This window comes from Citrobacter sp. Cpo103 (genome assembly GCF_030332605.1).
Taxonomy (GTDB): domain Bacteria; phylum Pseudomonadota; class Gammaproteobacteria; order Enterobacterales; family Enterobacteriaceae; genus Citrobacter; species Citrobacter portucalensis.
Genome location: NZ_JAOWHO010000019.1, coordinates 45,299 through 71,450, shown reverse-complemented (window position 1 = coordinate 71,450; position 26,152 = coordinate 45,299). Strand labels below are relative to the sequence as shown.

The following is a 26,152-nucleotide window of genomic DNA, read 5'->3' as shown; positions in this document are numbered from 1 at the left end:
TTTGTCGTTGTGAGGAGAAACAGTACATGGTACTGATGATCGTCAGCGGCCGTTCAGGGTCAGGTAAATCTGTCGCCCTGCGTGCGCTGGAAGATATGGGTTTTTACTGCGTGGATAACCTTCCCGTAGTGCTGTTGCCCGATCTGGCTCGTACACTGGCCGATCGCCAGATTTCTGCGGCCGTCAGCATTGATGTGCGCAACATGCCTGAGTCCCCGGAAATTTTCGAGCAGGCAATGAATAATCTGCCCGAGGGTTTCTCACCACAGCTGCTGTTCCTTGATGCAGACCGTAACACGCTGATTCGTCGCTACAGCGACACGCGCCGTTTACACCCGCTCTCCAGCAAGAACTTGTCTCTGGAAAGCGCTATCGATAAGGAAAGCGATTTGCTGGAGCCTCTGCGCTCTCGCGCTGATCTGATCGTTGATACCTCCGAAATGTCCGTACACGAACTGGCGGAAATGTTACGTACCCGACTGCTGGGTAAACGTGAACGTGAATTGACGATGGTATTCGAATCCTTTGGTTTCAAACACGGTATCCCGATTGATGCGGATTACGTCTTTGACGTGCGCTTCCTGCCTAACCCACACTGGGATCCGAAGCTGCGCCCAATGACCGGTCTTGACCGCCCTGTCGCCGCATTCCTCGACAGGCACACAGAAGTACACAATTTTATCTACCAGACTCGCAGCTATCTCGAGCTATGGTTACCCATGCTGGAGACCAACAACCGTAGCTACCTTACCGTAGCCATCGGCTGTACCGGCGGGAAACACCGTTCGGTGTATATTGCAGAGCAGCTGGCAGACTACTTCCGCTCACGCGGTAAAAACGTGCAGTCACGCCATCGTACGCTGGAAAAACGTAAATCATGACCGTGAAGCAAACCGTTGAAATCACCAATAAGCTGGGCATGCATGCCCGCCCAGCGATGAAACTGTTTGAATTGATGCAGGGTTTCGAAGCAGAAGTTTTGCTGCGTAATGATGAAGGAACGGAGGCCGAGGCCAACAGCGTTATCGCCCTGCTGATGCTGGATTCAGCCAAAGGGCGTCAGATAGAAGTCGAAGCCACGGGACCACAGGAAGTAGAAGCCCTGGCCGCAGTGATTGCCCTGTTTAATTCAGGGTTTGATGAAGATTAATCGAGTACACAGAACGTAGCCAGTAGGCCGGATAAGGCGTTTACGCCGCATCCGGCAATAACTACGCTAATACAGCTTATTTTCCCGCATAAACGACTCACCACCTAACTGACGCATTTGGCGCATAATCCAAGCCTGGCGGTTACGCACATAACCAGAAGGCGCATTCGCCTTAAAACGCAAAGGATTGGGCAATACTGCCGCCAGCAAGGCCGCTTCAGACAGGCTCAACCGACTGGCCGGTTTATGAAAATACCGTTGCGCCGCCGCCTCCACGCCAAATATCCCATCGCCAAACTCGGCGATATTCAAATAGACGGTCAGAATACGTTTCTTACTCCAGACGGTTTCCATACCCAGCGTTAGCCCGGCTTCGAGACCTTTACGCACCCAGCTGCGTCCATCCCATAAAAACAGGTTTTTCGCCGTCTGTTGCGATAACGTCGACGCCCCGCGAATGCGGTTTTCATTGCGTTCATTGTGCGCCAGCGCTTTCTCTATGGCGGTGACGTCAAACCCCCAGTGGTCGGGAAACTTCTGATCCTCCGCAGCAATCACCGCCAGTCCCATCCACGGTGAGATCTCATCCATACTCACCCAGTCCGAGTGCGCCACATAGCCGAAATCACCGGACAGCCATGCGCCCAGCTGTCGCTCGACCATCACCGCCGAGAAAGGCACAGGCATCACGCTGAAAAGTGCGATACCTCCGCCCCAGAATACGGCGAGGACAACCACCACCCGCAGAAAAATACGTCGCAGAAAGGCGGTTACTCCTTTTCTCATTCAGTCAGCACCAACACACGCGATACCAGTTTATCGATGCCACTCGCAGCCTGAGCGATGTCCTGCGCCAGCATATAGGCAGGCGTGGTGACGATTTTGTTGTCTTCATCGACGACAATGTCATCAACCGGACAAGGCACATGCTCAGCGCCCATCTCTTCCAGCACCTCTGCCGTGTCGATATCAGTGCCGATGGTCAGACGCAGCGGGAAGTCAAAAATTTTAGGTAACATGGCAGGCGCAATGCACATAAATCCCAACGGCTTACCCGCCTGATGCATGGCCACCGCCAGCGCGGCTAAATCGCTGTCAACCCGGCATTCGCTGCCCTGACTGGCAAAATTGCTCAGATTTTTGGCCGCACCAAACCCACCCGGCACGATCAACGCATCCAGTTCCGATGAGACTGCCTGCGCAAGTGGGCGAATATCGCCACGTGTGATGCGCGCGGCTTCAATCAGCACATTGCGAGTTTCCAGCATCGGCTCGCCGGTCAGATGATTAATCACATCCGCTTGTTGTTTATCTGGTGCGAAACAGACAGCCTGAGCGCCGTTGCGGGCAATGGCCAGAAGCGTGAGAACAGTTTCATGGATCTCTGCACCGTCATACACGCCGCATCCGCTGAGCACTACACCCACTTTTTTCATCGTGATACTCCTTTCTCAACTGGCTGAAACATATTAGTTATTATGATTTAAATGCTACGCTTCACACATTTAACTGATTCATGTAACAAATTATTTAAGATTTGCTATCTTAACTGCGTGCGGCCTGAAAATTAGGGCTGCGCCCTTGTAAACAATGATAATAATTTACGGCGCAGCCACGATTTCCCTGGTGTTGGCGCAGTATTCGCGCACCCCGGTCAAGCCGGGGTCATTTTTTTTCCACGCTCGCCACCCAGGCTTTTAATACTGCCACGTCGTGCTGCCACTCCTGCTTCATCTCTTCAATCCATTCAGCAACGTTATCTTCCCAGGCAGGAAGATCCGGCGACTGGATTTGCTGACCTAGCTGTTGCAGGTGACGCAGCCCCACTGAACCTGCTGCGCCTTTAATTTTATGGCCTTCCTCAACAACACCTTTTTTATCCCGTGCCGTCAGATTGGACTCCAGCACGCTCAAATATCCCGGCATCATCTTCTCAAACACCGCCAGCCCGTCGGTAATTAACTTCGGTCCCACCAGCTCGAGGTATTGTTCCAACATAGGAATATCTAACAGCGCTTGCGATTTACTGCTTTCTTCAGATGTCACAGTGCTCTCCTCTTCGTTTCGGGTATCCCAGTATTTTTTGATCATGGCGGTTAGTGCCGGAACCGACAGCGGCTTACTCAGCACGTCGTCCATGCCTGCGTCCAGATACTCTTTTTTATCTTTCAGTACGTTGGCGGTGAGTGCGACCAGCGGTGGCAGATCTTCACGGGCGTATTTTTGCGTGAGCTCCCGCGAGATATCCAGACCGGTCATATCCGGTAGCTGAATATCCAACAACACCAGGTCATATTCACCCGGCGTAAACATTTCCAGCGCGGCTTTCCCGGTCATCGCGACATCCACGCTGTTGCCTAATTTTTCCAGCACGGAGCGCGCAACAATAACGTTCAGCTCAATGTCTTCCACCAGCAGCACATTCAGGGCTGGCAGCGGCAGTTCATCGTCTTCAAACGCGTCTTCAATCTCTTCCGCTACCGCAGGGGCATGCACGGTCAGCGTAAAGATAGACCCTTTTCCTGCCTGGCTGGAAACCGTAATATCACCGCCCATGTTTTTCGCCAGACGCTTCGACACGGCCAAACCAATCCCTGTCCCCGTTGCCGGTTTACCGCCGTTACTGTCCTTCACCTGATAATACATAGCGAAGATTTTATCCTGCTCATCCTGCGGAATGCCGATGCCGGAATCTTCAACTTCGAAATGCAGCATATTCCCCTGGTCATAGCGCGCCCGCACGGTCACCTGCCCCTGCTGGGTAAACTTCACGGCGTTGCTGATCAGATTCCACAGGATCTGACGCAGACGCGTTCCGTCGGTAATGACCTTATGCGGCAGGGGTAACGTCGGCTCAAGCACAAAACGCAGACCCTTTTGCTGCGCCTGTAGGCCAGAGAGGTTTTCCAGATCCGCCATAAAACTGGTGAAATCGATCGGCTGGTTATCGAGCTGGACTTTACGTCGCTCCATCTTATCCATGTCGATAATATCGTTGAATATATTCCCCAGCGTCACAGCAGAGACGTGGATTGTTTTCAGGTATTTTTCCTGCTCCGCGGTTAGATCCGTATCCAGCAGGATCCGGCTTAAGCCTACAATGCCGTTAAGCGGGGTGCGCAGCTCGTGGCTGATGGTAGAAATAAAGGTGGTCTTATCGCGGCTGGCGCGCTCAAGCGCATCCTGATAACGCTTACGCTCGGTAATATCGCGTCCAAAGCCCATCAGACCATGTCGCTTACCTACGCGGTCATAGTAAGGCACTTTGCGAATTTCAAAGCAGGCTTTGCGCCCATCCGGGTAGTCCAGCCACTGTTCGTAGGTGAGCGAAACATTATGACGGAACACCTTCTCGTCGGTCTCAATCACCTTTTCAGCCGCTTCAGGAGAGTAAACGTCAGCCGGTTTTAAGTTCACCAGCTGCTTTTCGCTTTTGCCAGTCAGCAGCTCCATGGCACGGTTACAGCCGGAAAACTCCTTATCTTCATTGCGATAAAAAACCAGATCCGGCGAGGCATCAAGGAAAGAGCGTAAAAAGGAAGACTGTTGCTCAAGCTGGATCTGCGCCTCTTCGCGCTCTTTGATTTCAACCTTCAGTTGCTCGAATGTTTCCTGGCGCTCTGCTTCGGCTTTTTCACGCTCAACAATTTCCTGATTGAGCTGGGCAATATTATCTTTCAGCTGCACATTGAGCTTGAGATCGCGCTCGCGCATCTCTTCCAGCTTTTGTACCAGTCGTGACAGGCGCTGCCGGGACTCCTCAAGTTGCTCCACCACCACGGACAAGAAATAGACGGCCCAGGGGGTAATTAACAGACCAAAAAAGATAGAGCGGATGACATCAATGCTTTCTACCTGGCCATGCAGCACCATGGTGACAGCCATCTGCACCACAATTGCCAACACGACCAGAGCCAGCGCCAACAGCAGCGAAAAGCGCACCAGACCTAACTTCATCATCAGGTCGACGTAATATTGCGCCAGCATACGGATTTGCTTCATAGAGGGTTCCTTCACGACAACTTGGCACAATAATACTCAATTCTCAGCGTGACGTTGAAGATTGTGCAAGAAATGCGGAGGTTATCGGTGAAATGACCGCGGAGAGGCCATCGTAGGCCTGATAAGCAAAGCGCCATCAGGTAAGTAGGCGCAGATTGCCGGATGTCGGCTTTGCCTTATCCGGCCTACGGAGAGTTAGTTCTCAGGCAGCACCCATGGCGTACCGAGCGCCGAGCCTTGCACACCGTACTTGTTAAGGTACTTATCCAGTTCGACCATGCCGGTCCAGCGGTTTTCACACCATAGAGGTGCCAACAGCGTTGGGCGGCGCGCGCTGGCGGAAATTCGATGATAAATCACCTCTGGCGGCGTATGACGGATCATCTCCCCGGCGGTAACCGTATAGTCGTCCAGTTCAATTCCGTTCAGCCGCCCGGCTTCCCAGGCTTTCGCCATCGTACTGCCTTTCACAATATGCAGCGGGTGCAGCTTAATACCATCAACACCCGTCTCCACCACACGTTCCATGGTTTGCAGGCATTCTGCCTGCCCTTCTCCCGGCAGACCGACAATCAGGTGTGAGCACACTTTCAGCCCGCGCTCGCGTGCCAGTCGCGTAGTGCGTTGGTAACAGGCAAAATCATGGCCGCGGTTAATACGGTGCAAGGTTTTGTCATGCGCAGTTTGCAAACCGAGTTCCAGCCATACCTCATAGCCGAGGTCTTTATACTCGCAAAGCAGATCAAGTACCGCATCCGGCACGCAGTCGGGGCGCGTCCCAACGCATAACCCGACGATACTGGCCTGGCTGACCGCCTGCTGATACATCGAACGCAGCACCTGCACTTCAGCAAAGGTGCTGGTATAGGCCTGGAAATAGGCCAGATAGCGTTTCGCGCGATTGACCAGATGCGCCTGATGCTCAAGCTGCTCGGCAATAGAATGGTGCTGCTGTGCTTCATCGGCAAACGAGGCGACATTGCAGAAAGTACATCCACCACGTCCGATGGTGCCATCACGATTTGGACAGCTAAAGCCGCCGTGAAGCGTGAGTTTATGAACCTTTTGCCCGTAACGGCGAGAAAGATCCCCACCAAACATATTGACTAATTTCTGTAACTGCATAATCTGGTAGACCGCGCCTTGAAAAGAGGCCAAAGCCTGCCATTTTTTGCCCCAGTCGGCGATGACCTGGATCAATCGCCCTGGCGTGCCTTTATTTATTGCATAACGAATCAAAATAATCGAAATTTCATTCATTCAAAATGAAATTACTTTTCCTTATATCCGACTGTTTTTTTTATCTTCTTATACTCTCAGCATAAAAACAGTATCTTTAAGACGCCAAAACTCTAAAAACCAGCATAAAATGCCAAGCATAGCGATAAACAAAGGGAGGACGGGGGATATACAGCCTTTCTGACAGTGAGACAGATCACACTTCGCACTCCATTCCCCTTGCGTTAAATCAATGTAAAAAAGCCTTAAATTTCAATATATTCATAAAGTTAATCGCCCTATAGCACATTTTTGCATAAATAAGATTGCCATTTGACCTGTGTGTGGATTCCCGATAACGTGGAAATCCGCTGGAAGCTTTCTGGATGAGCAGTCTGCTCATCATATTTATGCAGTAATTGAGATTCCCTCTGAAGCAAGTCCTCAAACTTGTTTGACCTATGCGAAAAGGATAAAGAGGGCGAATGCGAGGTAAGCGTATGACACGCAAACCCCGTCGCCATGCTCTTGGTGTGCCCGTGCGCAACGGTCCAGATGGGAATCCCGCAGAGCCTGGGGAGGTTCACTGATATGTTGTACGATAAATCCCTTGAGAGGGATAACTGTGGTTTCGGCCTGATCGCCCACATAGAAGGCGAACCTAGCCACAAGGTAGTGCGTACCGCCATACACGCACTGGCCCGCATGCAGCACCGTGGCGCAATTCTTGCCGATGGTAAAACCGGCGATGGTTGCGGTTTGCTGTTACAAAAACCTGACCGCTTTTTCCGCATCGTGGCGCAAGAGCGCGGCTGGCGTTTAGCTAAAAACTACGCCGTCGGCATGATCTTTTTAAATAAAGACGCTGAACTGGCTGCGGCTTCTCGTCGCATTGTCGAAGAAGAATTACAGCAGGAGACCCTGTCGATTGTCGGCTGGCGCGACGTGCCGACCAACGAAGGTGTTCTCGGTGAAATCGCCCTATCCTCCCTGCCTCGTATCGAGCAAATTTTTGTCAACGCCCCTGCGGGCTGGCGTCCGCGTGATATGGAGCGTCGCCTGTTCATCGCGCGCCGTCGTATCGAAAAACGCCTCCAGGACGATAAAGACTTCTACGTCTGTAGCTTGTCGAACCTGGTCAATATCTATAAAGGTCTGTGTATGCCGGCGGATCTGCCGCGCTTTTACCTGGACCTGGCGGATCTGCGTCTGGAATCGGCCATCTGCCTGTTCCACCAGCGCTTCTCCACTAATACCGTACCGCGCTGGCCGCTGGCGCAACCGTTCCGCTACCTGGCGCATAACGGTGAAATTAACACCATCACCGGCAACCGCCAGTGGGCACGCGCACGTACCTATAAATTCCAGACACCGCTGATCCCTGACCTGCACGACGCCGCACCGTTCGTTAACGAAACCGGCTCCGACTCCAGCTCAATGGATAACATGCTGGAACTGCTGCTGGCTGGCGGGATGGACATTATCCGCGCCATGCGTTTACTGGTGCCGCCGGCCTGGCAGAACAACCCGGATATGGACCCGGAGCTGCGCGCGTTCTTTGACTTTAACTCCATGCACATGGAGCCGTGGGATGGCCCGGCGGGCATTGTTATGTCCGACGGCCGCTTTGCCGCCTGTAACCTTGACCGTAACGGCCTGCGTCCGGCGCGCTATGTCATCACCAAAGACAAGCTGATTACCTGCGCCTCTGAAGTCGGGATCTGGGATTATCAGCCGGATGAAGTCGTCGAGAAAGGTCGCGTCGGCCCAGGCGAGCTGATGGTTATCGATACCCGCAGCGGGCGCATTCTGCACTCCGCCGAAACCGATGACGATCTGAAAAGCCGCCATCCGTACAAAGAGTGGATGGAGAAGAACGTCCGCCGTCTGGTGCCGTTCGAAGACCTCGCAGACGATCAGGTCGGCAGCCGCGAACTGGACGATGACACGCTCGCCAGCTATCAGAAACAGTTTAACTACAGCGCCGAAGAGCTGGATTCCGTGATCCGCGTGCTCGGTGAAAACGGTCAGGAAGCGGTCGGCTCAATGGGTGATGATACCCCGTTTGCGGTGCTCTCAAGCCAGCCACGCATCATTTATGACTACTTCCGCCAGCAGTTCGCGCAGGTGACTAACCCGCCGATCGACCCGCTGCGTGAAGCGCACGTTATGTCGCTGGCCACCAGCATTGGTCGTGAGATGAACGTCTTCTGCGAAGCCGAAGGTCAGGCACACCGCCTGAGCTTTAAATCGCCGATCCTGCTGTACTCCGATTTCACCCAGCTCACCACCATGAAAGAGGAACATTACCGCGCCGATCGCCTGGATATCACCTTCGACGTGACCGAAACCACGCTCGAAGAGACCGTCAAAGCATTGTGCGATAAAGCCGAACAGATGGTGCGTAACGGTACGGTGCTGCTGGTGCTCTCTGACCGTAACATCGCGAAAAACCGTTTGCCGGTTCCGGCACCGATGGCCGTGGGCGCAGTGCAAACGCGTCTGGTAGAACAAAGTCTGCGTTGCGACGCCAACATCATCGTTGAAACCGCCAGCGCCCGTGACCCGCACCATTTTGCTGTCCTGCTCGGCTTTGGCGCGACGGCCATTTATCCGTATCTTGCGTATGAAACGCTGGGACGATTGATCGACACTCAGGCGATTGCCAAAGATTACCGGACCGTGATGCTGAACTACCGTAACGGCATCAACAAAGGTCTGTACAAAATCATGTCCAAAATGGGCATCTCGACCATCGCCTCTTACCGCTGCTCGAAGCTGTTTGAAGCGGTTGGTCTGCATGATGATGTCGTGGCGCTGTGCTTCCAGGGCGTAGTCAGCCGCATCAGCGGCGCAGGGTTTACCGACTTCCAGCAGGATCTGCTGAACCTCTCCAAACATGCATGGCTGGCACGTAAGCCTATCAGTCAGGGCGGTTTGCTCAAATACGTCCACGGCGGCGAATACCATGCCTACAACCCGGACGTGGTGCGCACGCTGCAACAGGCGGTACAAAGCGGTGAGTACAGCGACTATCTGGAATATGCCAAGCTGGTCAATGAGCGTCCGGCGGCCACGCTGCGCGATCTGCTGGCGATTACGCCTGGCGATGAAGCCGTAAGCATTAGCGATGTAGAACCCGCAACCGAACTGTTTAAACGCTTTGATACCGCGGCGATGTCCATCGGTGCATTAAGCCCCGAAGCACACGAAGCGCTGGCCGAAGCCATGAACAGCATCGGTGGCAACTCGAACTCCGGTGAAGGCGGCGAAGACCCGGCGCGCTACGGCACTAACAAGGTGTCGCGCATTAAGCAGGTTGCCTCCGGTCGCTTTGGCGTAACCCCGGCGTATCTGGTCAATGCCGATGTCATTCAGATTAAAGTCGCTCAGGGCGCGAAGCCTGGCGAAGGCGGTCAGTTACCGGGTGATAAAGTCACCCCGTACATCGCTAAACTGCGCTATTCGGTACCGGGCGTGACGTTGATCTCCCCGCCGCCGCACCACGATATTTACTCTATCGAAGACTTAGCACAGCTGATTTTCGACCTCAAACAGGTCAACCCGAAAGCGATGATCTCCGTGAAGCTGGTTTCCGAACCGGGTGTCGGCACTATCGCCACAGGCGTGGCAAAAGCCTATGCGGATCTGATCACCATTGCTGGCTACGATGGCGGTACCGGCGCAAGCCCGCTCTCCTCGGTGAAATATGCGGGCTGCCCGTGGGAACTCGGTCTGGTGGAAACCCAGCAGGCGCTGGTCGCTAACGGTCTGCGTCACAAGATTCGTCTGCAGGTTGATGGCGGTCTGAAAACCGGTGTCGATATCATTAAAGCGGCGATTCTGGGTGCGGAAAGCTTCGGCTTCGGTACCGGTCCAATGGTGGCGCTGGGCTGTAAATACCTGCGTATTTGCCACCTGAACAACTGCGCAACCGGCGTGGCGACTCAGGATGACAAACTGCGTAAGAACCACTATCACGGCCTGCCGTTCAAAGTGACTAACTACTTTGAATTTATCGCCCGCGAAGTCCGTGAGCTGATGGCGCAACTGGGTGTGAAGCGTCTGGTGGATCTGATTGGTCGTACCGACCTGCTCAAAGAGCTGGAAGGGTTTACCGCTAAGCAACAGAAACTGGAACTGTCTCGTCTGCTGGAAACCGCCGAACCGCATCCGGGTAAAGCGCTGCATTGCACCGAGAACAACCCGCCGTTTGATAACGGCGTGCTGAACGCTCAGTTGTTACAGCAAGCGAAACCGTTTGTCGACGAGCGCCAGAGCAAAACCTTCTGGTTCGATATCCGCAACACCGACCGTTCTGTTGGCGCGTCGCTGTCGGGCTATATCGCGCAAACACATGGCGATCAGGGGCTGGCGTCTGACCCAATCAAAGCGCACTTCAGCGGTACCGCAGGCCAGAGCTTCGGCGTGTGGAACGCGGGCGGCGTGGAGTTGTATCTGACCGGTGATGCCAACGACTATGTCGGTAAAGGTATGGCGGGCGGTCTGCTGGCAGTGCGTCCTCCGGTTGGCTCTGCTTTCCGTAGCCATGAGGCGAGCATCATTGGTAACACCTGTCTGTATGGCGCCACCGGTGGCCGCCTGTTTGCCGCGGGTCGTGCGGGTGAGCGCTTTGCAGTACGTAACTCCGGCGCAATCACCGTGGTTGAAGGTATTGGCGACAACGGCTGCGAATATATGACCGGCGGCATCGTCTGTATTCTCGGAAAAACGGGCGTCAACTTCGGAGCGGGTATGACGGGCGGATTTGCCTACGTGCTCGACGAAGACGGTGAGTTCCGCAAACGCGTGAACCCGGAACTGGTAGAAGTGCTGAGCGTGGACTCGCTGGCTATCCACGAGGAACACCTGCGCGGTTTGATTACCGAGCACGTACAGCATACCGGCTCTTCACACGGCGAAGAGATCCTGGCTAACTGGCCAGCATTCTCGGCGAAATTCGCGCTGGTAAAACCAAAATCCAGTGATGTGAAAGCACTGTTGGGTCACCGTAGTCGTAGCGCAGCAGAGCTGCGTGTGCAGGCGCAGTAAGGGGTAGCAGCAATGAGTCAGAACGTATACCAATTTATCGACCTGCAGCGCGTTGATCCGCCTAAGAAGCCGCTGAAGATCCGTAAGATCGAGTTTATCGAGATCTACGAGCCGTTTTCCGAAGGCCAGGCCAAAGCACAGGCAGACCGCTGCCTGTCCTGCGGTAACCCGTACTGCGAGTGGAAGTGCCCGGTGCATAACTACATCCCGAACTGGCTGAAACTGGCGAACGAGGGGCGTATTTTTGAAGCAGCAGAACTGTCGCACCAGACCAACACTCTGCCGGAAGTCTGTGGCCGCGTGTGCCCGCAGGATCGTCTGTGTGAAGGATCCTGTACACTGAACGATGAGTTTGGCGCGGTAACTATCGGCAACATCGAGCGCTATATCAACGATAAAGCATTCGAAATGGGCTGGCGCCCGGATATGACCGGCGTGCGTCAAACCGACAAGCGCGTGGCGATCATCGGTGCCGGTCCGGCAGGCCTGGCCTGTGCTGATGTGCTGACCCGCAACGGCGTGAAGGCGGTGGTATTTGACCGCCACCCGGAAATCGGCGGTCTGCTGACCTTCGGTATTCCAGCCTTCAAACTGGAAAAAGAGGTGATGACCCGCCGTCGTGAAATCTTCACCGGTATGGGCATTGAGTTCAAATTGAACGTGGAAGTGGGCCGCGATGTACAGCTTGACGATCTGCTGAAAGATTATGACACCGTGTTCCTTGGCGTAGGTACCTATCAGTCTATGCGCGGTGGGCTGGAAAACGAAGACGCTTCCGGCGTATTTGATGCCCTGCCGTTCCTGATCGCCAATACCAAACAGTTGATGGGCTTTGGCGAAAACAGCGACGAGCCGTACATCAGCATGGAAGGCAAACGCGTCGTCGTTCTCGGCGGCGGCGATACCGCGATGGACTGCGTGCGGACCTCGGTTCGCCAGAACGCAGCACACGTTATCTGTGCTTATCGTCGTGACGAAGAGAACATGCCGGGTTCCAAACGCGAAGTGAAAAATGCGCGTGAAGAAGGCGTCGAATTCCAGTTCAACGTCCAGCCTTTAGGCGTGGAAGTGAACGCCAACGGTAAGGTATGCGGTGTGAAAATGGCGCGTACTGAAATGGGTGAACCGGATGCGAAGGGCCGTCGCCGTGCGGAGATCGTCGCCGGTTCCGAACACGTTGTTCCGGCAGATGCGGTGGTACTGGCGTTTGGCTTCCGTCCGCACAGTATGGAGTGGCTGGCAAAACACAGCGTCGAACTGGATTCTCAGGGCCGCATTATTGCTCCAGAGCGCAGCGACAACGCCTTCCAGACTAGCAACCCGAAAATCTTCGCCGGTGGTGACATCGTGCGCGGTTCGGATCTGGTAGTCACCGCGATTGCCGAAGGTCGTAAAGCGGCGGACGGCATCCTGAACTACCTGGAAGTGTAATACAGCCTCTTAAGGCATCTCATCTGCCCTGGTGGGTGAGATGCCAAATTCCTGCCGCAATACCGCCAAACCTGCCGATTAAGCCAGTCTGACAACACCTTTAGTAAACAGGGCAAATAACCTTAACACCCCAAACACATCAACATCATGAATAATAACCATGTAAAAATCAGACGAAAACGTTTGCTTTACGTTGAGAACTGTATATTATGCGGCGGATTTTTTGGGCAAAATTCATGGAGGCGTTGTGTCGCAAGACAACAATTATAGCCAGGGCCCCGTCCCTCTGGCGGCGCGAAAAGGCGTAGTTCCACTAACATTTGTGATGTTGGGGCTCACATTTTTTTCCGCCAGTATGTGGACCGGTGGCACACTCGGTACCGGTCTTTCTTATAATGATTTCTTCCTGGCAGTTCTCTTCGGTAATCTTCTCCTCGGTATTTACACTGCATTTCTCGGTTTTATCGGCGCAAAAACAGGGCTCTCAACCCACCTTCTGGCGCGTTACTCATTTGGTGTGAAAGGTTCATGGCTTCCCTCTCTGCTGTTAGGCGGCACACAGGTAGGCTGGTTTGGCGTTGGTGTGGCCATGTTTGCTATCCCGGTTGGCAAAGCGACGGGAATTGACGTCAATATCCTGATTGCGGTTTCCGGTCTGCTGATGACCCTGACCATCTTTTTTGGCATCTCAGCGCTGACCATTTTATCTATCATCGCCGTACCTGCCATCGTCATTCTTGGCAGCTACTCTGTCTGGCTGGCAGTGAGCGATGTCGGCGGTTTGGAGCATTTAAAAGCGATAGTGCCGCAAACGCCGCTGGATTTCTCCACCGCACTGGCGCTGGTAGTCGGCTCGTTTGTCAGCGCAGGGACGTTAACCGCTGACTTCGTCCGTTTTGGTCGCAACGCCAAAGGTGCGGTGCTGATCGCCATGGTGGCATTTTTCCTCGGCAATTCGCTTATGTTTATCTTCGGCGCTGCGGGCGCGGCTGCGGTTGGGCAGGCGGATATCTCTGACGTGATGATTGCCCAGGGACTGCTGCTGCCCGCAATCATCGTTCTCGGCCTGAATATCTGGACCACCAACGATAATGCGTTGTATGCATCGGGCCTGGGATTTGCCAATATTACCGGCCTTTCCAGCCGTACGCTGTCAGTGGCTAACGGTATTATCGGCACACTGTGCGCGCTATGGCTTTACAATAACTTTGTCGGCTGGCTGACATTTCTGTCGGCAGCGATTCCCCCGATTGGCGGGGTGATCATCGCCGACTATCTGCTGAACCATCGCCGATATGCCGACTTCAGCAAAGCGCAATTTATTTCCGTAAACTGGATAGCGCTCCTGTCCGTTGCACTGGGCATTGCCGCAGGTCACTATATTCCAGGCATCGTGCCCGTCAATGCCGTACTCGGCGGCGTATTCAGCTATATCCTGCTGAATCCACTTTTCAATCGCAGCCTTGCTAAATCCCCGGAGGTCAGCCATGCAGAATAATAACATCACCATTCATCAGGCGCGTTTACAGGGACGTGAAGGGTTATGGCAAATCACGATTGAAAACGGGCGCTTTAGCCGTATTGAGCCTCAAGACGCAGCGACGATACCACAGGGTGAAGTGCTTGATGCTGAAGGCGGTCTGGCAATCCCACCGTTCGTTGAGCCACATATCCATCTGGACACTACGCAAACCGCGGGCGAGCCGAGCTGGAATCAGTCTGGTACGCTGTTTGAGGGCATTGAGCGCTGGGCTGAACGTAAGGCAATGCTCACTCACGAAGACGTCAAAGCGCGCGCCATGCAGACCCTGAAGTGGCAGATGGCCAACGGCATCCAGTATGTCCGTACTCACGTTGACGTTTCCGACCCTACGTTGACGGCGCTAAAAGCCATGCTGGAGGTGAAGCAAGAAGTCGCTCCATGGGTAGAGCTACAGATTGTCGCGTTCCCGCAAGAAGGCATTCTTTCTTATCCCAACGGTGAAGCGCTCCTGGAGGAAGCCGTGCGTCTGGGCGCCGACGTCATTGGCGCGATCCCGCACTTTGAATTCACGCGTGAATATGGCGTAGAGTCGCTGCATAAGATTTTCGCTCTGGCGCAAAAATACGACAGACTTATCGACGTGCACTGTGACGAAATCGATGATGAGCAATCCCGCTTTGTTGAAACCGTTGCGGCCCTGGCGCATCGCTACAATATGGGCGAACGCGTGACCGCCAGCCATACCACGGCAATGCATTCCTATAACGGCGCGTATGCTTCCCGTCTTTTCCGTCTGTTGAAAATGTCCGGTATTAACTTTGTCGCAAATCCACTGGTGAATATTCACCTGCAAGGGCGCTTCGACACGTATCCTAAGCGTCGTGGTGTTACGCGCGTCAAAGAGATGCTGGAGGCGGAGATCAACGTCTGCTTCGGTCATGATGACGTCTTCGATCCGTGGTACCCGCTGGGCACTGCGAATATGCTGCAGGTGCTGCATATGGGATTACACGTGTGCCAGTTGATGGGATACGGACAAATTAACGATGGGTTGAACCTGGTCACCACCCACAGCGCGAAAACCCTGTACCTGCAGGACTACGGTCTGAACGTGGGGAATTCTGCGAATCTGGTGATTTTGCCTGCAGAAAATGGGTTTGACGCGGTTCGTCGCCAGACGCCTGCCCGTTATTCCATTCGTCATGGTCGAGTCATTGCCGAGACGGTCCCAAGCCAAACCACACTGCATCTGACGCAGCCAGAAACGGTGACGTTTAAGCGCTAGGTCGTTACATTCCATGTCGGATGGCGTAAGCCTTGCCATCCGACACAGTCTCTCATTCTCAAGCTTGTAATAAACTGGCGCGGACTTTGATCACCACCTTTTTGATGTCCATCGGGGCCTGCACCACACAACCCGGTTTATGCGGCTCGCCCGGCATAAAAATCACAAATTTTCCCGGCTTCAGTACCATAGCCTGCTCATCGGCAATCTGACTGCACAGCTGATAATCATCCTCAACGTGCATCTCTTCGCAGTGACGAGCAGAATCGGTCATCCCAAACAGAATACGTTCTTCGCCGGACAACAGCATCTGAATATCAATGTACTGCTGATGCAGCTCCGCTTTCTTTTGCTCTGGGCTCTGCGTTGTAAATTGCATGACATTCATAAAAATATTCTCGCCCTGCAACGTGTAGCGCCCAGGCATCTTCTCCTGCGGATTCGCCGCAATGGCAAGCGTTAACGCCTGCTGCAAGACCGGATGTAATCCGGCAGAAGGCAGTGAATTCAACGCATCTGATATCATCATCATTCTCCCTGGGCCAACAGCGCGGCCCCCAGTAATCCAGCGTCATGACGGTAATGCGCCGCCAGCAATTCCACGTGATAGGCCAAAGGCTCTTGTGCCAGATAATGTTCCACCAGCGCCAGATACCCTTCAGCCAGCCCAACGCTGCCGCCAATCACCACAATCTGGCAATCGGTCGTGGCCTTCACATCGGCAACAAGCCTTGCCAATGTTCGCGCTGAGCGATGGATCAACCGACTTGCCTGCTCATCCCCCTGCCCGGCACAGCTAAAAATAGTTTTGGCGTCGCATCCGGCAAGCGCGCCTTCGGCTGCCGCCGCTACTCCACGACCGGATGCGATCGCCTCAACGCAGCCCACACGCCCGCAGCCGCACATGGGCCCATGCGGGTCAGCCAGCGTATGTCCCAGATGCCCTGCCAGACCGCCGATTCCAGTCAGCAGTTTCCCACCGCTGACGACTCCCCCGCCCACGCCTGTGGAGACGGTAATAAACACCAGATCGCGGTACTCACCACCAAGCGCATGGTACTCAGCCCACGCCGCTGCCAGTGCGTCATTGACGGCCAGCGTCGGCAGGTCGGTGATTTGTTCCAGCGTTTGTGTCAGCGGAAAATGCATCAACCCGCCGAGGTTATGCGAATTCAGCGCCAGTAAAGCCCCCTCACGGATAATCCCCGTCGAGGCGATCGCCACCCGATTAGCACGCCCCTGTAGCGGTGCAACCAGTGTTTGTAACGCAGCGCGCAGCGCTTGCGGCGTTTTACTGGCAGGCGTCGGCAGTTCATGCCGCTCGCGGACTTGCAGATTGTTCTCTACCAGCGCGGCAGCCAATTTGGTGCCGCCAATATCAATCGCCAGTGTGGTCATGGCGCAGCCTCATGCATCGTGGTGGCGCTCTGTAGCTCGAAGAACGACATATTTCTTCCCTTACGGCTATTGCCCGGTTCAGCACCGGGCAATTGGATTAACTTTTGGATTTCACCATGGTGCTTTTGTCACCGCCGAACGGCACGGCACCGCTAAACGGTCGACCATCAATGGCATCATGCGTACGCAACGCTTCAGGACGCAGCCAGCGCTGTACACGGGACGGCATATCAAGACCAATCAGCAGGATCACTACAAATGTCAGGCCGAAAGAGAGCGATCCCAGCGCGGTACCCAGATCAAGACGTTGGGCAATCAGCGCGCCGATGATCGGTGCCAAAGCCCCGCCCAGTGCGCCCACGTTATAGGTGAAGCCCAATCCCGCCGCACGCTGATCGGTATCGAAATAGCCGCCAATCAGTTTTGGTAAGATCCCGGAGATCCCCTGGCCGAGCATTTGTTGGAAAAACAGCAGCAAACCCAGTACCCAAACGTTTGAACCGCCTATCGCAAATACCGGAATAATCAGCAACTGCGAGGCCAGCAGACTGCAGACATAGGCTTTACGCGTGCCCAGCCAGTCACCAAGAAAACCGCCGACGCAACAACCAACCGCCGCACCAAAGCCGCTAAAGAAGAGCACTCTGGCCACCGTGGAAGGATCGTACAGCAGTTCCGTTTTCAGATAGGTTGGCAACAGCGCCTGAATCGGCCACGAGTACAGGAAGGCAAATAGCACGACCACCATCAGCATCACGCCCGTCGGCCAGCGTTTCCCGCTGCTTTGCACCATAAAGCTAATGAAGATAAAGGCGCATATCAGTCCCAGGACCGCCACGATAGCCGCATTTTGCAGGTTGCCAGCAAAGCAGAACCACAGCGCGGTTGCAGCGGCGAGCGTCATCAGAATATTAATTACCCGATGCTCGCCCCGGTAGAGAATGTCCACCATCGTGCGTACCGGCGCTTTGCCTTCGTGTTTCTCTTTCCAGTCTTCCGCTTCCGGAATATTTTTACGCAGCCAGAGGGCGAAGATAATTGGCAGGATGCCGATGAAAAACAGCGCACGCCATCCCCAGACCGGGACCACCAGGCTGTAAACCTGGGCGGCGATCACGGCACCAACGGAAAAGCCGGAAATCAGGAAACCACTGGCTTTGTTTCGCAGGTGTTTAGGCCAACTTTCAATAACATAGGTTGCGCTGGAGCCATACTCACCGGCCATTCCCATACCGATAACCAGGCGGGCGATAAACATGGTGGTGTAGCCCGGCGCGAAACCGCAGGCCAGCGTTCCCACAGAGAACAGAATGATGCTGGTGACCATTGCCAGACGGCGTCCGTAGCGGTCGCCCATTGCCCCCAGCATTAACCCGCCAAACCAACGGGAGATAAAGGCGGCCGAGATCAGGCTGGCGGCCTGCACCGTCGTCAGTCCGAATTCGCCCTGCACTTCTGTCAGCACCAGGGCGATTAACACAAAATCGAAACCATCAAGCAAATATCCCAGCCAGGCGGCGGAAAATGCCCGCCATTGAGCCCGATTGAGATGGCGATACCACGGGATGTTCTGGGTAGAAGTACTCATTTTACTCTCCCGACGATTTTTGTTGTTGTACCGGGTGGTGACTTTGCCTTACCCGGCCTACGGTCGAAAATCCAGGCCGGGCAAGCGAAGCGCCCCCGGCGACCCGCGATTACGCCTTTTCCGCCAGCAGTTGGTTTGCCAGCGCTTTCAGCTCCGGCAGATAGTGTTCATCTACCGGGGCAAAGGGTTTACGGCACAGTGGGACAGAAACCACATCCATATAGTGCAGTACTGTTTTCAGGCCGCGGAACACGCCAACCTTAATAAGCAGATCGATAACCTTATTGCACTCGGTTTGCAGCTTTTGCGCCGTGCGAATGTCACCTTCTTTGAGCGCTTTCACAATTCCCTGATAGCGCCACCCCATGATGTTGTAAGTGCTACCGATACCGCCATCTGCGCCCGCGAGCAGTCCGGAAGCGAAGATTTCGTCATAGCCGTTATAAAGCACCAGATCGGGATGAGCGCGGCGGATCTGTTCCATCTGATAGAGATCGCCTGAAGTTTGCTTCAGAGCACCAACGCCCGGCAGCGTCACCAGCGTGTTGATCTGATCCAGCGTCAGTTTTACGCCGCTCAGCGCCGGAATGTTATAGACCACCATCGGTAAACCATCAGCGGAATCAATAATTGCGCGGTAGTGATCGCAATGTTCTTCAAAGCTGAACGGATAGTAAAACGGTGTAACGGCCGAAACGGCATCAAAGCCGTAACGATGTGCCGCGCTCGCCAGATGTTGGCTCTCTTCAGTACTCACCGTGCCAACGTGGGCGATCAGCGTCACCTTACCTTTCGCCTCTTCGGCAACAATTTCCAGTACCTGCTCTCTTTCAACGCGGTTTTGGACAAAGGCCTCACCCGTTGAGCCACCGACATAGAGCCCGTCTACACCCTGACCAATGTTGAAACGCACCAGGCGGCGCAAACTCTCGATGTCCAGTCTCTGTTGGTTATCGAATGGGGTTAACAACGCTGGCATTACGCCTTTTAAATCTCTTGCCATAACGACCTCTGACGATGATTAGTGTTATCTGACTGCATACCTTTATACCTGTTATACCAGATCAAATAAGCAGCAATACAATAGAGAACGCTTATAGTGCGATCTACTTCACTAAACACGTCATCCTTCGAGCCGCCTCTGCGTTAGCTGCGTTCGCTCACCCCTGTCACATAGTTATCTATGCTCCAGGGAACTCGCTCTCCTGCCGCCTTGATGCAACTTGAATGATTTTGTGTTTAAACGATCGTCAGGATCGCGATCACTTACGCAATTTTTTACTTTTGCTGAAGGCGTGCCAGGTCGCGGAAACGCTGTTGAGGTGTTCTTGCAGTGCGCGGTCAGCTTCCTCAGGATCGCGCTGACGAATAGCTTCTACAATCGCGATATGCTGCTGATAACTCACGTTGTTGTGCTCATACAACTCTTGATCGGCAACGGTCGGACGGGCGGCAATCAGCCAGTCTAACAGCGCAACATGGATAGCCATAAAGATAGGATTACCCGGGATCTCAGCCAGTACACGGTGAAAATCAACGTCCGAGCGGATGAACAACGTATTGTCATCGAGCGACTGGCTGTTGATCTCCAGTGCTTTAGCCAGTCTGTCGATTTGCTCATCTGTCGCATGTTCGGCGGCGTATCGTACCAGGCTGGATTCAAAGAACAGTCGCAACTGCTCGAAGTGGGCAATGCCGCCGGGATGTGCGAGGAAATCTTTCGCCATACCAGATAGCTCGCTAATGATGGTATCAGCTGAAGGACGCGAAACGCGGGCGCGCTCGCCGTTGTTGATTTGTACCAGACCTTTGCGTTTTAACGCGGCCAGCGCTTCTCGTACAGAAGGACGGCCCACGTTAAAGAAGGCCATCAGCTCCCGCTCAGACGGCAACTGTTCGCCCTCGCCAAATTCCCGACGACGAATCATCTGCTCCAGTTCTTCTTCAACCATTTCAGACAGTTTTTTACGCGCCAACGGGCGATTGCGTAAGCTACGGCCAATGGTGGATGGAGAGTCTTCAGCTTGCGAATCAAATGCGTTCATAGGGTCCATTCAGCTAAGTCGTGGTGACAAACAACAGCGGGTTTATCCTAACACAGGATCGAAAGCAGGGTGAAATGATGGACGATCTGATCCGGCTGGCTTATTGATAATATACGTAACAGCAATATTATTTTAAGCGAGTATCTTCTGCCTCATTTTAATTGAATGGAGTTAAATAGCTTCATGAAAATTATGAACATGAACGTGATAATTTATCATAACATTCTATTTTATAACGATAAATAATTACATCATTGAATTAAAAATAAGATATTCACTCCATAAAAAATGCCCAGAAAAATATAACATCCGTTTTGACAACAGCGTTATTACCGGATTTATCTTCTTCTCTGGCATGGAGTGAAACAATGTTCGGCATCATTATCTCTGTCATCGTTTTATTAACGATGGGTTACCTGATCCTCAAAAACTACAAACCGCAGGTCGTGCTGGCCGCCGCCGGGATCTTTCTGATGATCTGCGGCGTCTGGCTGGGCTACGGCGCGTTGGTCGCTGACGACAAAAGCAGTGGCTATCTACTGGTCGATATTTACAACGAAATTTTGCGTATGCTCTCCAACCGTGCGGCCGGACTGGGGTTATCAATCATGGCGGTGGGCGGTTATGCCCGTTATATGGACAGAATGGGGGCCAGCAGAGCGATGGTTAGCCTGTTAAGTCGCCCGCTCAAGCTAATCCGTTCCCCCTATGTAGTTCTTGCCGCCACCTATGTGATTGGTCAGATCATGGCGCAGTTCATTACCAGCGCATCCGGGTTAGGTATGTTGCTGATGGTGACGCTGTTCCCAACACTGGTTAGTCTTGGCGTGAGCCGTTTATCCGCTGTTGCGGTCATTGCCACTTCGATGTCGATTGAATGGGGCATTCTGGAAACCAACTCTATTTTTGCCGCGCAGGTCGCGGGCATGAAAATCGCCACCTATTTCTTTCAATACCAGTTGCCCGTCGCGTCGTGTGTCATTGTCGCCGTCGCCATTGCGCATTTTTTCGTTCAGCGTCAATTTGATAAAAAAGCCGCACCGGAAAGTAACGGATTTGCGGAACAAAAGACGCTGGAAAACGTACCTCCGCTCTATTACGCCATTCTACCTGTCATGCCGCTGATCCTGATGCTGGGCTCGCTTGCCCTTGCACAAATGGGACTAATGAAAGCAGAGTTGAATCTGGTGGTGGTGATGTTGATGAGCATGACGCTGACTATGTTTGTTGAATTCCTGCATAAACATAATCTGCGCGAAACGATGGATGATGTGCAGGCTTTTTTTGACGGCATGGGGACGCAGTTTGCCAACGTTGTCACGCTGGTGGTCGCCGGTGAAATCTTTGCGAAAGGGTTGACGACTATCGGGACTGTCGACGCCGTCATAAAAGGCGCAGAGCATTCCGGTCTTGGCGGCATCGGCGTGATGATCATCATGGCTGTAGTCATTGCCGCCTGTGCGATCGTCATGGGGTCAGGCAACGCGCCGTTTATGTCTTTTGCCAGCCTCATTCCGGATATTGCCGCCGGGCTGCATATTCCTGCCGTAGTAATGATTATGCCGATGCATTTTGCCACTACGCTGGCCCGGGCGGTGTCACCCATTACCGCGGTCATTGTCGTGACATCGGGTATTGCCGGCGTATCGCCCTTTGAAGTGGTAAAACGAACAGCAATCCCGATGGCAGTAGGATTTGTGGTGAATATGGTAGCCACCATCGCGCTGTTTTATTGATACCAAAGCCAGAAAACAGAACAGGCCCCAAAGGGCCTGTTTTTTATTTCACTATTTATTTCACTACGCGCAGCGCTGGACGCCCACCGCGAGGCGGTGGCGGAGTATCATCCGGATCGTTGTCGTCGCCATTATCAGGCTTATCGCCATCAATGACCGACATGACCGTTTCACTCTCAAAACCAGACGCGTCGTTGTCGTCATCATTTAAGCTGGCAACATCTTCGTCGTAGGCGGCTTCCGGTTCGAACATCGTACCGGCGCCATTTTCACGTGCATAAATTGCCAGAACGGCAGCCAACGGCACAGACACCTGACGCGGCACACCACCGAAGCGCGCGTTAAAGCGCACTTCATCGTTAGCCAGTTCCAGGTTGCCCACCGCACGCGGTGCAATATTCAGAACAATTTGCCCGTCACGCGCATATTCCATTGGAACCTGCACGTCCTGGAGCGTCACATCCACCACCAGATGCGGCGTGAGCTGGTTGTCCAGCAACCACTCATAGAACGCGCGCAGCAGATACGGACGGCGTGGTGTTAGCTGTGGCAAATCCATACAGATTAACCCCGGCCCAGACGCATTTCACGTTCAGGCTCAGTCAGAGAAGCCAGGAAAGAGTCACGTTCGAAGACGCGAGTCATGTACCCTTTCAGTTCTTTCGAACCTGCACCGTTGAATTCAATACCCAGCTGCGGTAAACGCCACAGCAGCGGCGCCAGGTAGCAGTCTACCAGGCTGAACTCATCGCTCAGGAAGTAAGGTTTCTGGCCAAATACTGGCGCGATTGCCAGCAGTTCTTCGCGCAGACGCTTACGCGCGACTTCGGCTTCAGATGCAGAACCGTTCACGATGACATTCATCAGCGTGTACCAGTCTTTTTCAATACGCTGCATGTACAGGCGGCTTTCACCACGCGCAACCGGGTAAACCGGCATCAGCGGCGGATGCGGGAAGCGCTCATCCAGGTATTCCATAATGATGCGAGATTCCCACAGGGTCAGCTCACGATCCACCAGTGTCGGTACGCTCTGATTCGGGTTGAGGTCGATCAGATCCTGAGGTGGATTGTCCTTCTCCACATGCTCAATCTCGAAACTAACACCTTTCTCAGCCAGCACAATGCGGACCTGATGGCTATAGATGTCAGTAGGACCAGAAAACAGCGTCATTACCGAACGTTTGTTGGCAGCGACAGCCATGAAAACCTCCAGGTATATTCAGAATTTTTACTGCTACCAGCCACTCAGTGGCCAGCCAGAAGTGATGTCACCCAGGCTCGGGAAAGTCATTGCTGTTCAAAATACAAACAAAAAATGAACGATACCGGACATTTGGGCAGAAAATTGGATGATAGTTTACCAGATTTTGTGACCTTTGTGGTGAGTCGATTCTTGAAATGGGGAAAAAGAGGTGGCAATCAGCGGATTAGCGTGGATCTGAGGCGAGAAATAACGATAAAAAAACCCGCCGAAGCGGGTTTTTTCGCAAATTGTCGTCTGCCGAAGCAGAGTACAATTAACGTTTGGAGAACTGAGGACGACGACGTGCTTTACGCAGACCGACTTTCTTACGTTCAACCTGACGAGCATCACGAGTAACGAAGCCAGCTTTACGCAGTTCGCCACGCAGGGATTCGTCGTACTCCATCAGAGCGCGGGTGATACCGTGACGGATCGCACCAGCCTGACCAGAGATACCACCACCTTTAACAGTGATGTACAGATCCAGTTTCTCAACCATGTCGACCAGTTCCAGCGGCTGACGAACTACCATGCGGGCAGTTTCACGACCGAAGTACTGTTCCAGAGAACGTTGGTTGATTACGATTTTACCACTGCCCGGTTTGATGAAAACGCGAGCTGCGGAACTTTTGCGGCGACCAGTGCCGTAGTATTGATTTTCAGCCATTGCCTATAATCCCGATTAGATGTCAAGAACTTGCGGTTGCTGTGCCGCGTGGTTGTGCTCGTTGCCAGCGTAAACTTTCAGTTTACGGAACATAGCACGACCCAGCGGGCCTTTTGGCAGCATGCCTTTAACCGCGATTTCAAGCACACGCTCAGGACGGCGAGCAATCATCTCTTCAAAGGTCGCTTGTTTGATACCACCGATGTGGCCGGTGTGGTGATAGTACACTTTGTCAGTACGCTTGTTGCCGGTTACAGCAACTTTGTCAGCGTTCAGAACGATGATGTAATCACCGGTATCTACGTGCGGAGTATATTCCGCTTTGTGCTTACCGCGCAGGCGCAGAGCCAGTTCGGAAGCCAGACGGCCCAGAGTTTTACCGGTCGCGTCAACAACATACCAGTCGCGTTTTACGGTTTCTGGTTTAGCTGTAAAAGTTTTCATTAAAAGCTTACCCAAATAAATAAGTTACACGTTGGTGAACACCCAAACGTTTTGTCAGTTGAGGTTCACACGACATTGTCCAGCAAACCTACCCCTTCGAATAGCCTATGCCGGCGCATAGAAAGTTTTGGGAAAAAAACTCTCTCGTAACGTGGGGTCGCAAGATTATAGAGAAGTCAGGGTCAAAGATCGACCCCTTTATGTGATTTGCGGCAGGTTTAACCGGCTAAATGTTCCCGCTTCAGATACTCTTCGCTTTGCATCTCCTGCAAACGCGACAAACAACGCTGAAATTCAAACTTCAGACGCTCGCCCTGATAAATTTCATAGAGGGGTGATGCCGCACTGACCACCAGCTTGACGTGGCGTTCATAGAACTCATCCACCAATGCGATAAAGCGTCGCGCTTCACTCTCCATCAGCGGGGTCATGACCGGCACATCAGACAACAGCACCGTGTGAAACAGACGCGACAACGCAATGTAGTCATGCTGACTCCGGGCATCGACACAGAGCGTGGTAAACGACACCGCCAGCGTCTGATTTTCTACAGCCAGGGTTTGCATAGGACGATGGTTAATCTCCAGCGTTGGCGCATGTTCACCTTTGGTTCCCGCTAATGCCAGCCAGAGCTTATCCATCTGCTGGCGGGTTTCCTCATTCAATGGCGACAACCACAAATGCGCCTGCGTTAAGGTACGCAGACGATAATCGACGCCGGCATCGACATTCATGATGTCACAATGCTGTTTGATGGCATCAATGGCAGGAAGAAAACGCGTGCGTTGCAAACCGTTGCGATATAGCTCATCTGGCGGAATATTGGAGGTCGCCACCAGCGTAATGCCACGGGCAAACAGCGCCTTCATCAGGCCGCCAAGCAGCATGGCGTCGGTGATATCAGAAACAAAAAATTCGTCGAAGCACAGCACGTCCGTTTCGGCCTTAAAGCGGTCGGCGATGATTTCCAGCGGATCGCTCTGCCCTTGTAAGGCAGTAAGCTCTTCATGCACGCGCAGCATAAAACGGTGAAAGTGCAAACGCTGTTTACGTTCGCCCGGCAGGCTATGGTAAAACAGATCCATCAGCCAGGTTTTTCCACGCCCAACTCCGCCCCACATATACAAGCCACGCACCGATGCGTTGATCGGCGACTCACGCTTGCCCAGCAATTTACCAAAACGCGCCATCAGTCCGCTCTCCTGCGGTGCAGGACGTGCTGGCGTCGTAAGCGCCTGGAAAATTGTTTCCAGTCGATTCACGGCTTCGAGTTGTACGTTGTCGGGCTGATGACTGCCGTCGCTGAGGGCTTGCTGGTAACGCGATGTCGGGGAAAGGCTTTGCATGATGTTATTGTTATTCCTTGAGAATCGATGTGCCGTCGCTCACGGTTGACGAAAAAAAGGCC

At 53.5% G+C, this 26,152-nt stretch carries 21 protein-coding genes; 7 read left to right on the top strand and 14 right to left on the bottom strand.

The features are described 5' to 3' along the window. Window positions 1-26 precede the first annotated feature (26 nt). On the top strand, window positions 27-881 hold the full coding sequence (rapZ, locus tag OGX89_RS01410) for an RNase adapter RapZ (protein WP_003025085.1): 855 nt from the start codon (window positions 27-29) through the stop codon (window positions 879-881). Next, window positions 878-1,150, top strand: coding sequence for a PTS phosphocarrier protein NPr (npr, locus tag OGX89_RS01405; protein WP_003828770.1), 273 nt, complete (start codon window positions 878-880; stop codon window positions 1,148-1,150). The genes rapZ and npr overlap by 4 nt, the downstream gene beginning before the upstream one ends. 66 nt (window positions 1,151-1,216) lie before the next feature. Here npr and mtgA read toward each other — a convergent pair whose 3' ends face one another. The 4 genes from mtgA to mnmL form a co-directional block, all read right to left on the bottom strand. Continuing rightward, window positions 1,217-1,936, bottom strand: a complete 720-nt coding sequence (mtgA, locus tag OGX89_RS01400) for a monofunctional biosynthetic peptidoglycan transglycosylase (protein WP_003828772.1) — start codon at window positions 1,934-1,936, stop codon at window positions 1,217-1,219. Continuing rightward, window positions 1,933-2,586 (bottom strand): isoprenoid biosynthesis glyoxalase ElbB, encoded by a 654-nt coding sequence (gene elbB, locus OGX89_RS01395; protein ID WP_003828774.1) that lies wholly within the window; start codon window positions 2,584-2,586, stop codon window positions 1,933-1,935. The genes mtgA and elbB overlap by 4 nt, the downstream gene beginning before the upstream one ends. Before the next feature lie 229 nt (window positions 2,587-2,815). Next, on the bottom strand, window positions 2,816-5,152 hold the full coding sequence (arcB, locus tag OGX89_RS01390; RefSeq protein WP_003828775.1) for an aerobic respiration two-component sensor histidine kinase ArcB: 2,337 nt from the start codon (window positions 5,150-5,152) through the stop codon (window positions 2,816-2,818). Between the two features lie 195 nt (window positions 5,153-5,347). After that, window positions 5,348-6,277 (bottom strand): tRNA modification radical SAM protein MnmL/YtqA, encoded by a 930-nt coding sequence (mnmL, locus tag OGX89_RS01385; RefSeq protein WP_008785937.1) that lies wholly within the window; start codon window positions 6,275-6,277, stop codon window positions 5,348-5,350. 684 nt (window positions 6,278-6,961) lie between these two features. On the opposite strand from mnmL, the gene gltB reads away from it, so the two are divergent. From gltB to OGX89_RS01365, 4 genes are all read left to right on the top strand, one after another. Then, entirely contained in the window at window positions 6,962-11,422 is a 4,461-nt protein-coding gene (gene gltB, locus OGX89_RS01380) for a glutamate synthase large subunit (protein WP_126956970.1), read from the top strand. A 12-nt stretch (window positions 11,423-11,434) separates the two neighbouring features. Further along, window positions 11,435-12,853, top strand: coding sequence for a glutamate synthase small subunit (locus OGX89_RS01375; protein WP_126956968.1), 1,419 nt, complete (start codon window positions 11,435-11,437; stop codon window positions 12,851-12,853). Between the two features lie 247 nt (window positions 12,854-13,100). After that, complete coding sequence (codB, locus tag OGX89_RS01370; RefSeq protein ID WP_063941617.1) at window positions 13,101-14,351, top strand: cytosine permease; 1,251 nt, start codon at window positions 13,101-13,103, stop codon at window positions 14,349-14,351. Further along, window positions 14,341-15,621 (top strand): cytosine deaminase, encoded by a 1,281-nt coding sequence (locus OGX89_RS01365; RefSeq protein ID WP_126956966.1) that lies wholly within the window; start codon window positions 14,341-14,343, stop codon window positions 15,619-15,621. Before codB ends, OGX89_RS01365 begins: the two co-directional genes overlap by 11 nt. A gap of 58 nt (window positions 15,622-15,679) precedes the next feature. On the opposite strand, the gene nanQ is transcribed toward OGX89_RS01365, so the two are convergent. The 5 genes from nanQ to nanR all read right to left on the bottom strand — a co-directional run bounded on the left by nanQ (window position 15,680) and on the right by nanR (window position 20,661). After that, window positions 15,680-16,147 (bottom strand): N-acetylneuraminate anomerase, encoded by a 468-nt coding sequence (gene nanQ / locus OGX89_RS01360; RefSeq protein WP_063941630.1) that lies wholly within the window; start codon window positions 16,145-16,147, stop codon window positions 15,680-15,682. Window positions 16,148-16,149: 2 nt separating this feature from the next. After that, window positions 16,150-17,019, bottom strand: coding sequence for an N-acetylmannosamine kinase (nanK, locus tag OGX89_RS01355; protein WP_126956964.1), 870 nt, complete (start codon window positions 17,017-17,019; stop codon window positions 16,150-16,152). Between the two features lie 97 nt (window positions 17,020-17,116). Continuing rightward, a complete protein-coding gene (gene nanT, locus OGX89_RS01350) occupies window positions 17,117-18,607 on the bottom strand; it encodes a sialic acid transporter NanT (RefSeq protein WP_003828791.1) in 1,491 nt (496 codons plus the stop codon). A 109-nt stretch (window positions 18,608-18,716) separates the two neighbouring features. Next, window positions 18,717-19,610, bottom strand: a complete 894-nt coding sequence (gene nanA, locus OGX89_RS01345; protein WP_279892588.1) for an N-acetylneuraminate lyase — start codon at window positions 19,608-19,610, stop codon at window positions 18,717-18,719. 259 nt (window positions 19,611-19,869) lie between these two features. Beyond that, window positions 19,870-20,661 (bottom strand): transcriptional regulator NanR, encoded by a 792-nt coding sequence (gene nanR / locus OGX89_RS01340; protein WP_126317335.1) that lies wholly within the window; start codon window positions 20,659-20,661, stop codon window positions 19,870-19,872. 359 nt (window positions 20,662-21,020) lie between these two features. Between nanR and dcuC the strand changes: the two genes are divergently transcribed. Continuing rightward, window positions 21,021-22,388, top strand: a complete 1,368-nt coding sequence (gene dcuC / locus OGX89_RS01335) for an anaerobic C4-dicarboxylate transporter DcuC (RefSeq protein ID WP_003828798.1) — start codon at window positions 21,021-21,023, stop codon at window positions 22,386-22,388. Between the two features lie 55 nt (window positions 22,389-22,443). Here dcuC and sspB read toward each other — a convergent pair whose 3' ends face one another. From sspB to zapE, 5 genes are all read right to left on the bottom strand, one after another. After that, complete coding sequence (gene sspB / locus OGX89_RS01330; protein WP_003025130.1) at window positions 22,444-22,947, bottom strand: ClpXP protease specificity-enhancing factor; 504 nt, start codon at window positions 22,945-22,947, stop codon at window positions 22,444-22,446. A gap of 5 nt (window positions 22,948-22,952) precedes the next feature. Beyond that, on the bottom strand, window positions 22,953-23,591 hold the full coding sequence (gene sspA / locus OGX89_RS01325; protein ID WP_003025132.1) for a stringent starvation protein SspA: 639 nt from the start codon (window positions 23,589-23,591) through the stop codon (window positions 22,953-22,955). 316 nt (window positions 23,592-23,907) lie between these two features. Then, complete coding sequence (gene rpsI, locus OGX89_RS01320) at window positions 23,908-24,300, bottom strand: 30S ribosomal protein S9 (RefSeq protein ID WP_003025138.1); 393 nt, start codon at window positions 24,298-24,300, stop codon at window positions 23,908-23,910. Between the two features lie 15 nt (window positions 24,301-24,315). Then, the gene (gene rplM / locus OGX89_RS01315) at window positions 24,316-24,744 is read right to left on the bottom strand and encodes a 50S ribosomal protein L13 (protein ID WP_003025141.1); all 429 of its coding nucleotides are present in this window, start codon (window positions 24,742-24,744) and stop codon (window positions 24,316-24,318) included. 218 nt (window positions 24,745-24,962) lie between these two features. Continuing rightward, window positions 24,963-26,090: a cell division protein ZapE gene (gene zapE / locus OGX89_RS01310; RefSeq protein WP_126317333.1), complete on the bottom strand. Its 1,128-nt coding sequence runs from the start codon at window positions 26,088-26,090 to the stop codon at window positions 24,963-24,965. Window positions 26,091-26,152: the final 62 nt, after the last annotated feature.

Coding starts and splice junctions, on each gene's coding strand:
- rapZ (WP_003025085.1), top strand. CDS start 27: ATGGTACTGATGATCGTCAGCGGCCGTTCAGGGTCAGGTAAATCTGTC.
- npr (WP_003828770.1), top strand. CDS start 878: ATGACCGTGAAGCAAACCGTTGAAATCACCAATAAGCTGGGCATGCAT.
- mtgA (WP_003828772.1), bottom strand. CDS start 1,936: ATGAGAAAAGGAGTAACCGCCTTTCTGCGACGTATTTTTCTGCGGGTG.
- elbB (WP_003828774.1), bottom strand. CDS start 2,586: ATGAAAAAAGTGGGTGTAGTGCTCAGCGGATGCGGCGTGTATGACGGT.
- arcB (WP_003828775.1), bottom strand. CDS start 5,152: ATGAAGCAAATCCGTATGCTGGCGCAATATTACGTCGACCTGATGATG.
- mnmL (WP_008785937.1), bottom strand. CDS start 6,277: ATGCAGTTACAGAAATTAGTCAATATGTTTGGTGGGGATCTTTCTCGC.
- gltB (WP_126956970.1), top strand. CDS start 6,962: ATGTTGTACGATAAATCCCTTGAGAGGGATAACTGTGGTTTCGGCCTG.
- OGX89_RS01375 (WP_126956968.1), top strand. CDS start 11,435: ATGAGTCAGAACGTATACCAATTTATCGACCTGCAGCGCGTTGATCCG.
- OGX89_RS01365 (WP_126956966.1), top strand. CDS start 14,341: ATGCAGAATAATAACATCACCATTCATCAGGCGCGTTTACAGGGACGT.
- nanQ (WP_063941630.1), bottom strand. CDS start 16,147: ATGATATCAGATGCGTTGAATTCACTGCCTTCTGCCGGATTACATCCG.
- nanK (WP_126956964.1), bottom strand. CDS start 17,019: ATGACCACACTGGCGATTGATATTGGCGGCACCAAATTGGCTGCCGCG.
- nanT (WP_003828791.1), bottom strand. CDS start 18,607: ATGAGTACTTCTACCCAGAACATCCCGTGGTATCGCCATCTCAATCGG.
- nanA (WP_279892588.1), bottom strand. CDS start 19,610: ATGGCAAGAGATTTAAAAGGCGTAATGCCAGCGTTGTTAACCCCATTC.
- nanR (WP_126317335.1), bottom strand. CDS start 20,661: ATGGACCCTATGAACGCATTTGATTCGCAAGCTGAAGACTCTCCATCC.
- dcuC (WP_003828798.1), top strand. CDS start 21,021: ATGTTCGGCATCATTATCTCTGTCATCGTTTTATTAACGATGGGTTAC.
- sspB (WP_003025130.1), bottom strand. CDS start 22,947: ATGGATTTGCCACAGCTAACACCACGCCGTCCGTATCTGCTGCGCGCG.
- sspA (WP_003025132.1), bottom strand. CDS start 23,591: ATGGCTGTCGCTGCCAACAAACGTTCGGTAATGACGCTGTTTTCTGGT.
- rpsI (WP_003025138.1), bottom strand. CDS start 24,300: ATGGCTGAAAATCAATACTACGGCACTGGTCGCCGCAAAAGTTCCGCA.
- rplM (WP_003025141.1), bottom strand. CDS start 24,744: ATGAAAACTTTTACAGCTAAACCAGAAACCGTAAAACGCGACTGGTAT.
- zapE (WP_126317333.1), bottom strand. CDS start 26,090: ATGCAAAGCCTTTCCCCGACATCGCGTTACCAGCAAGCCCTCAGCGAC.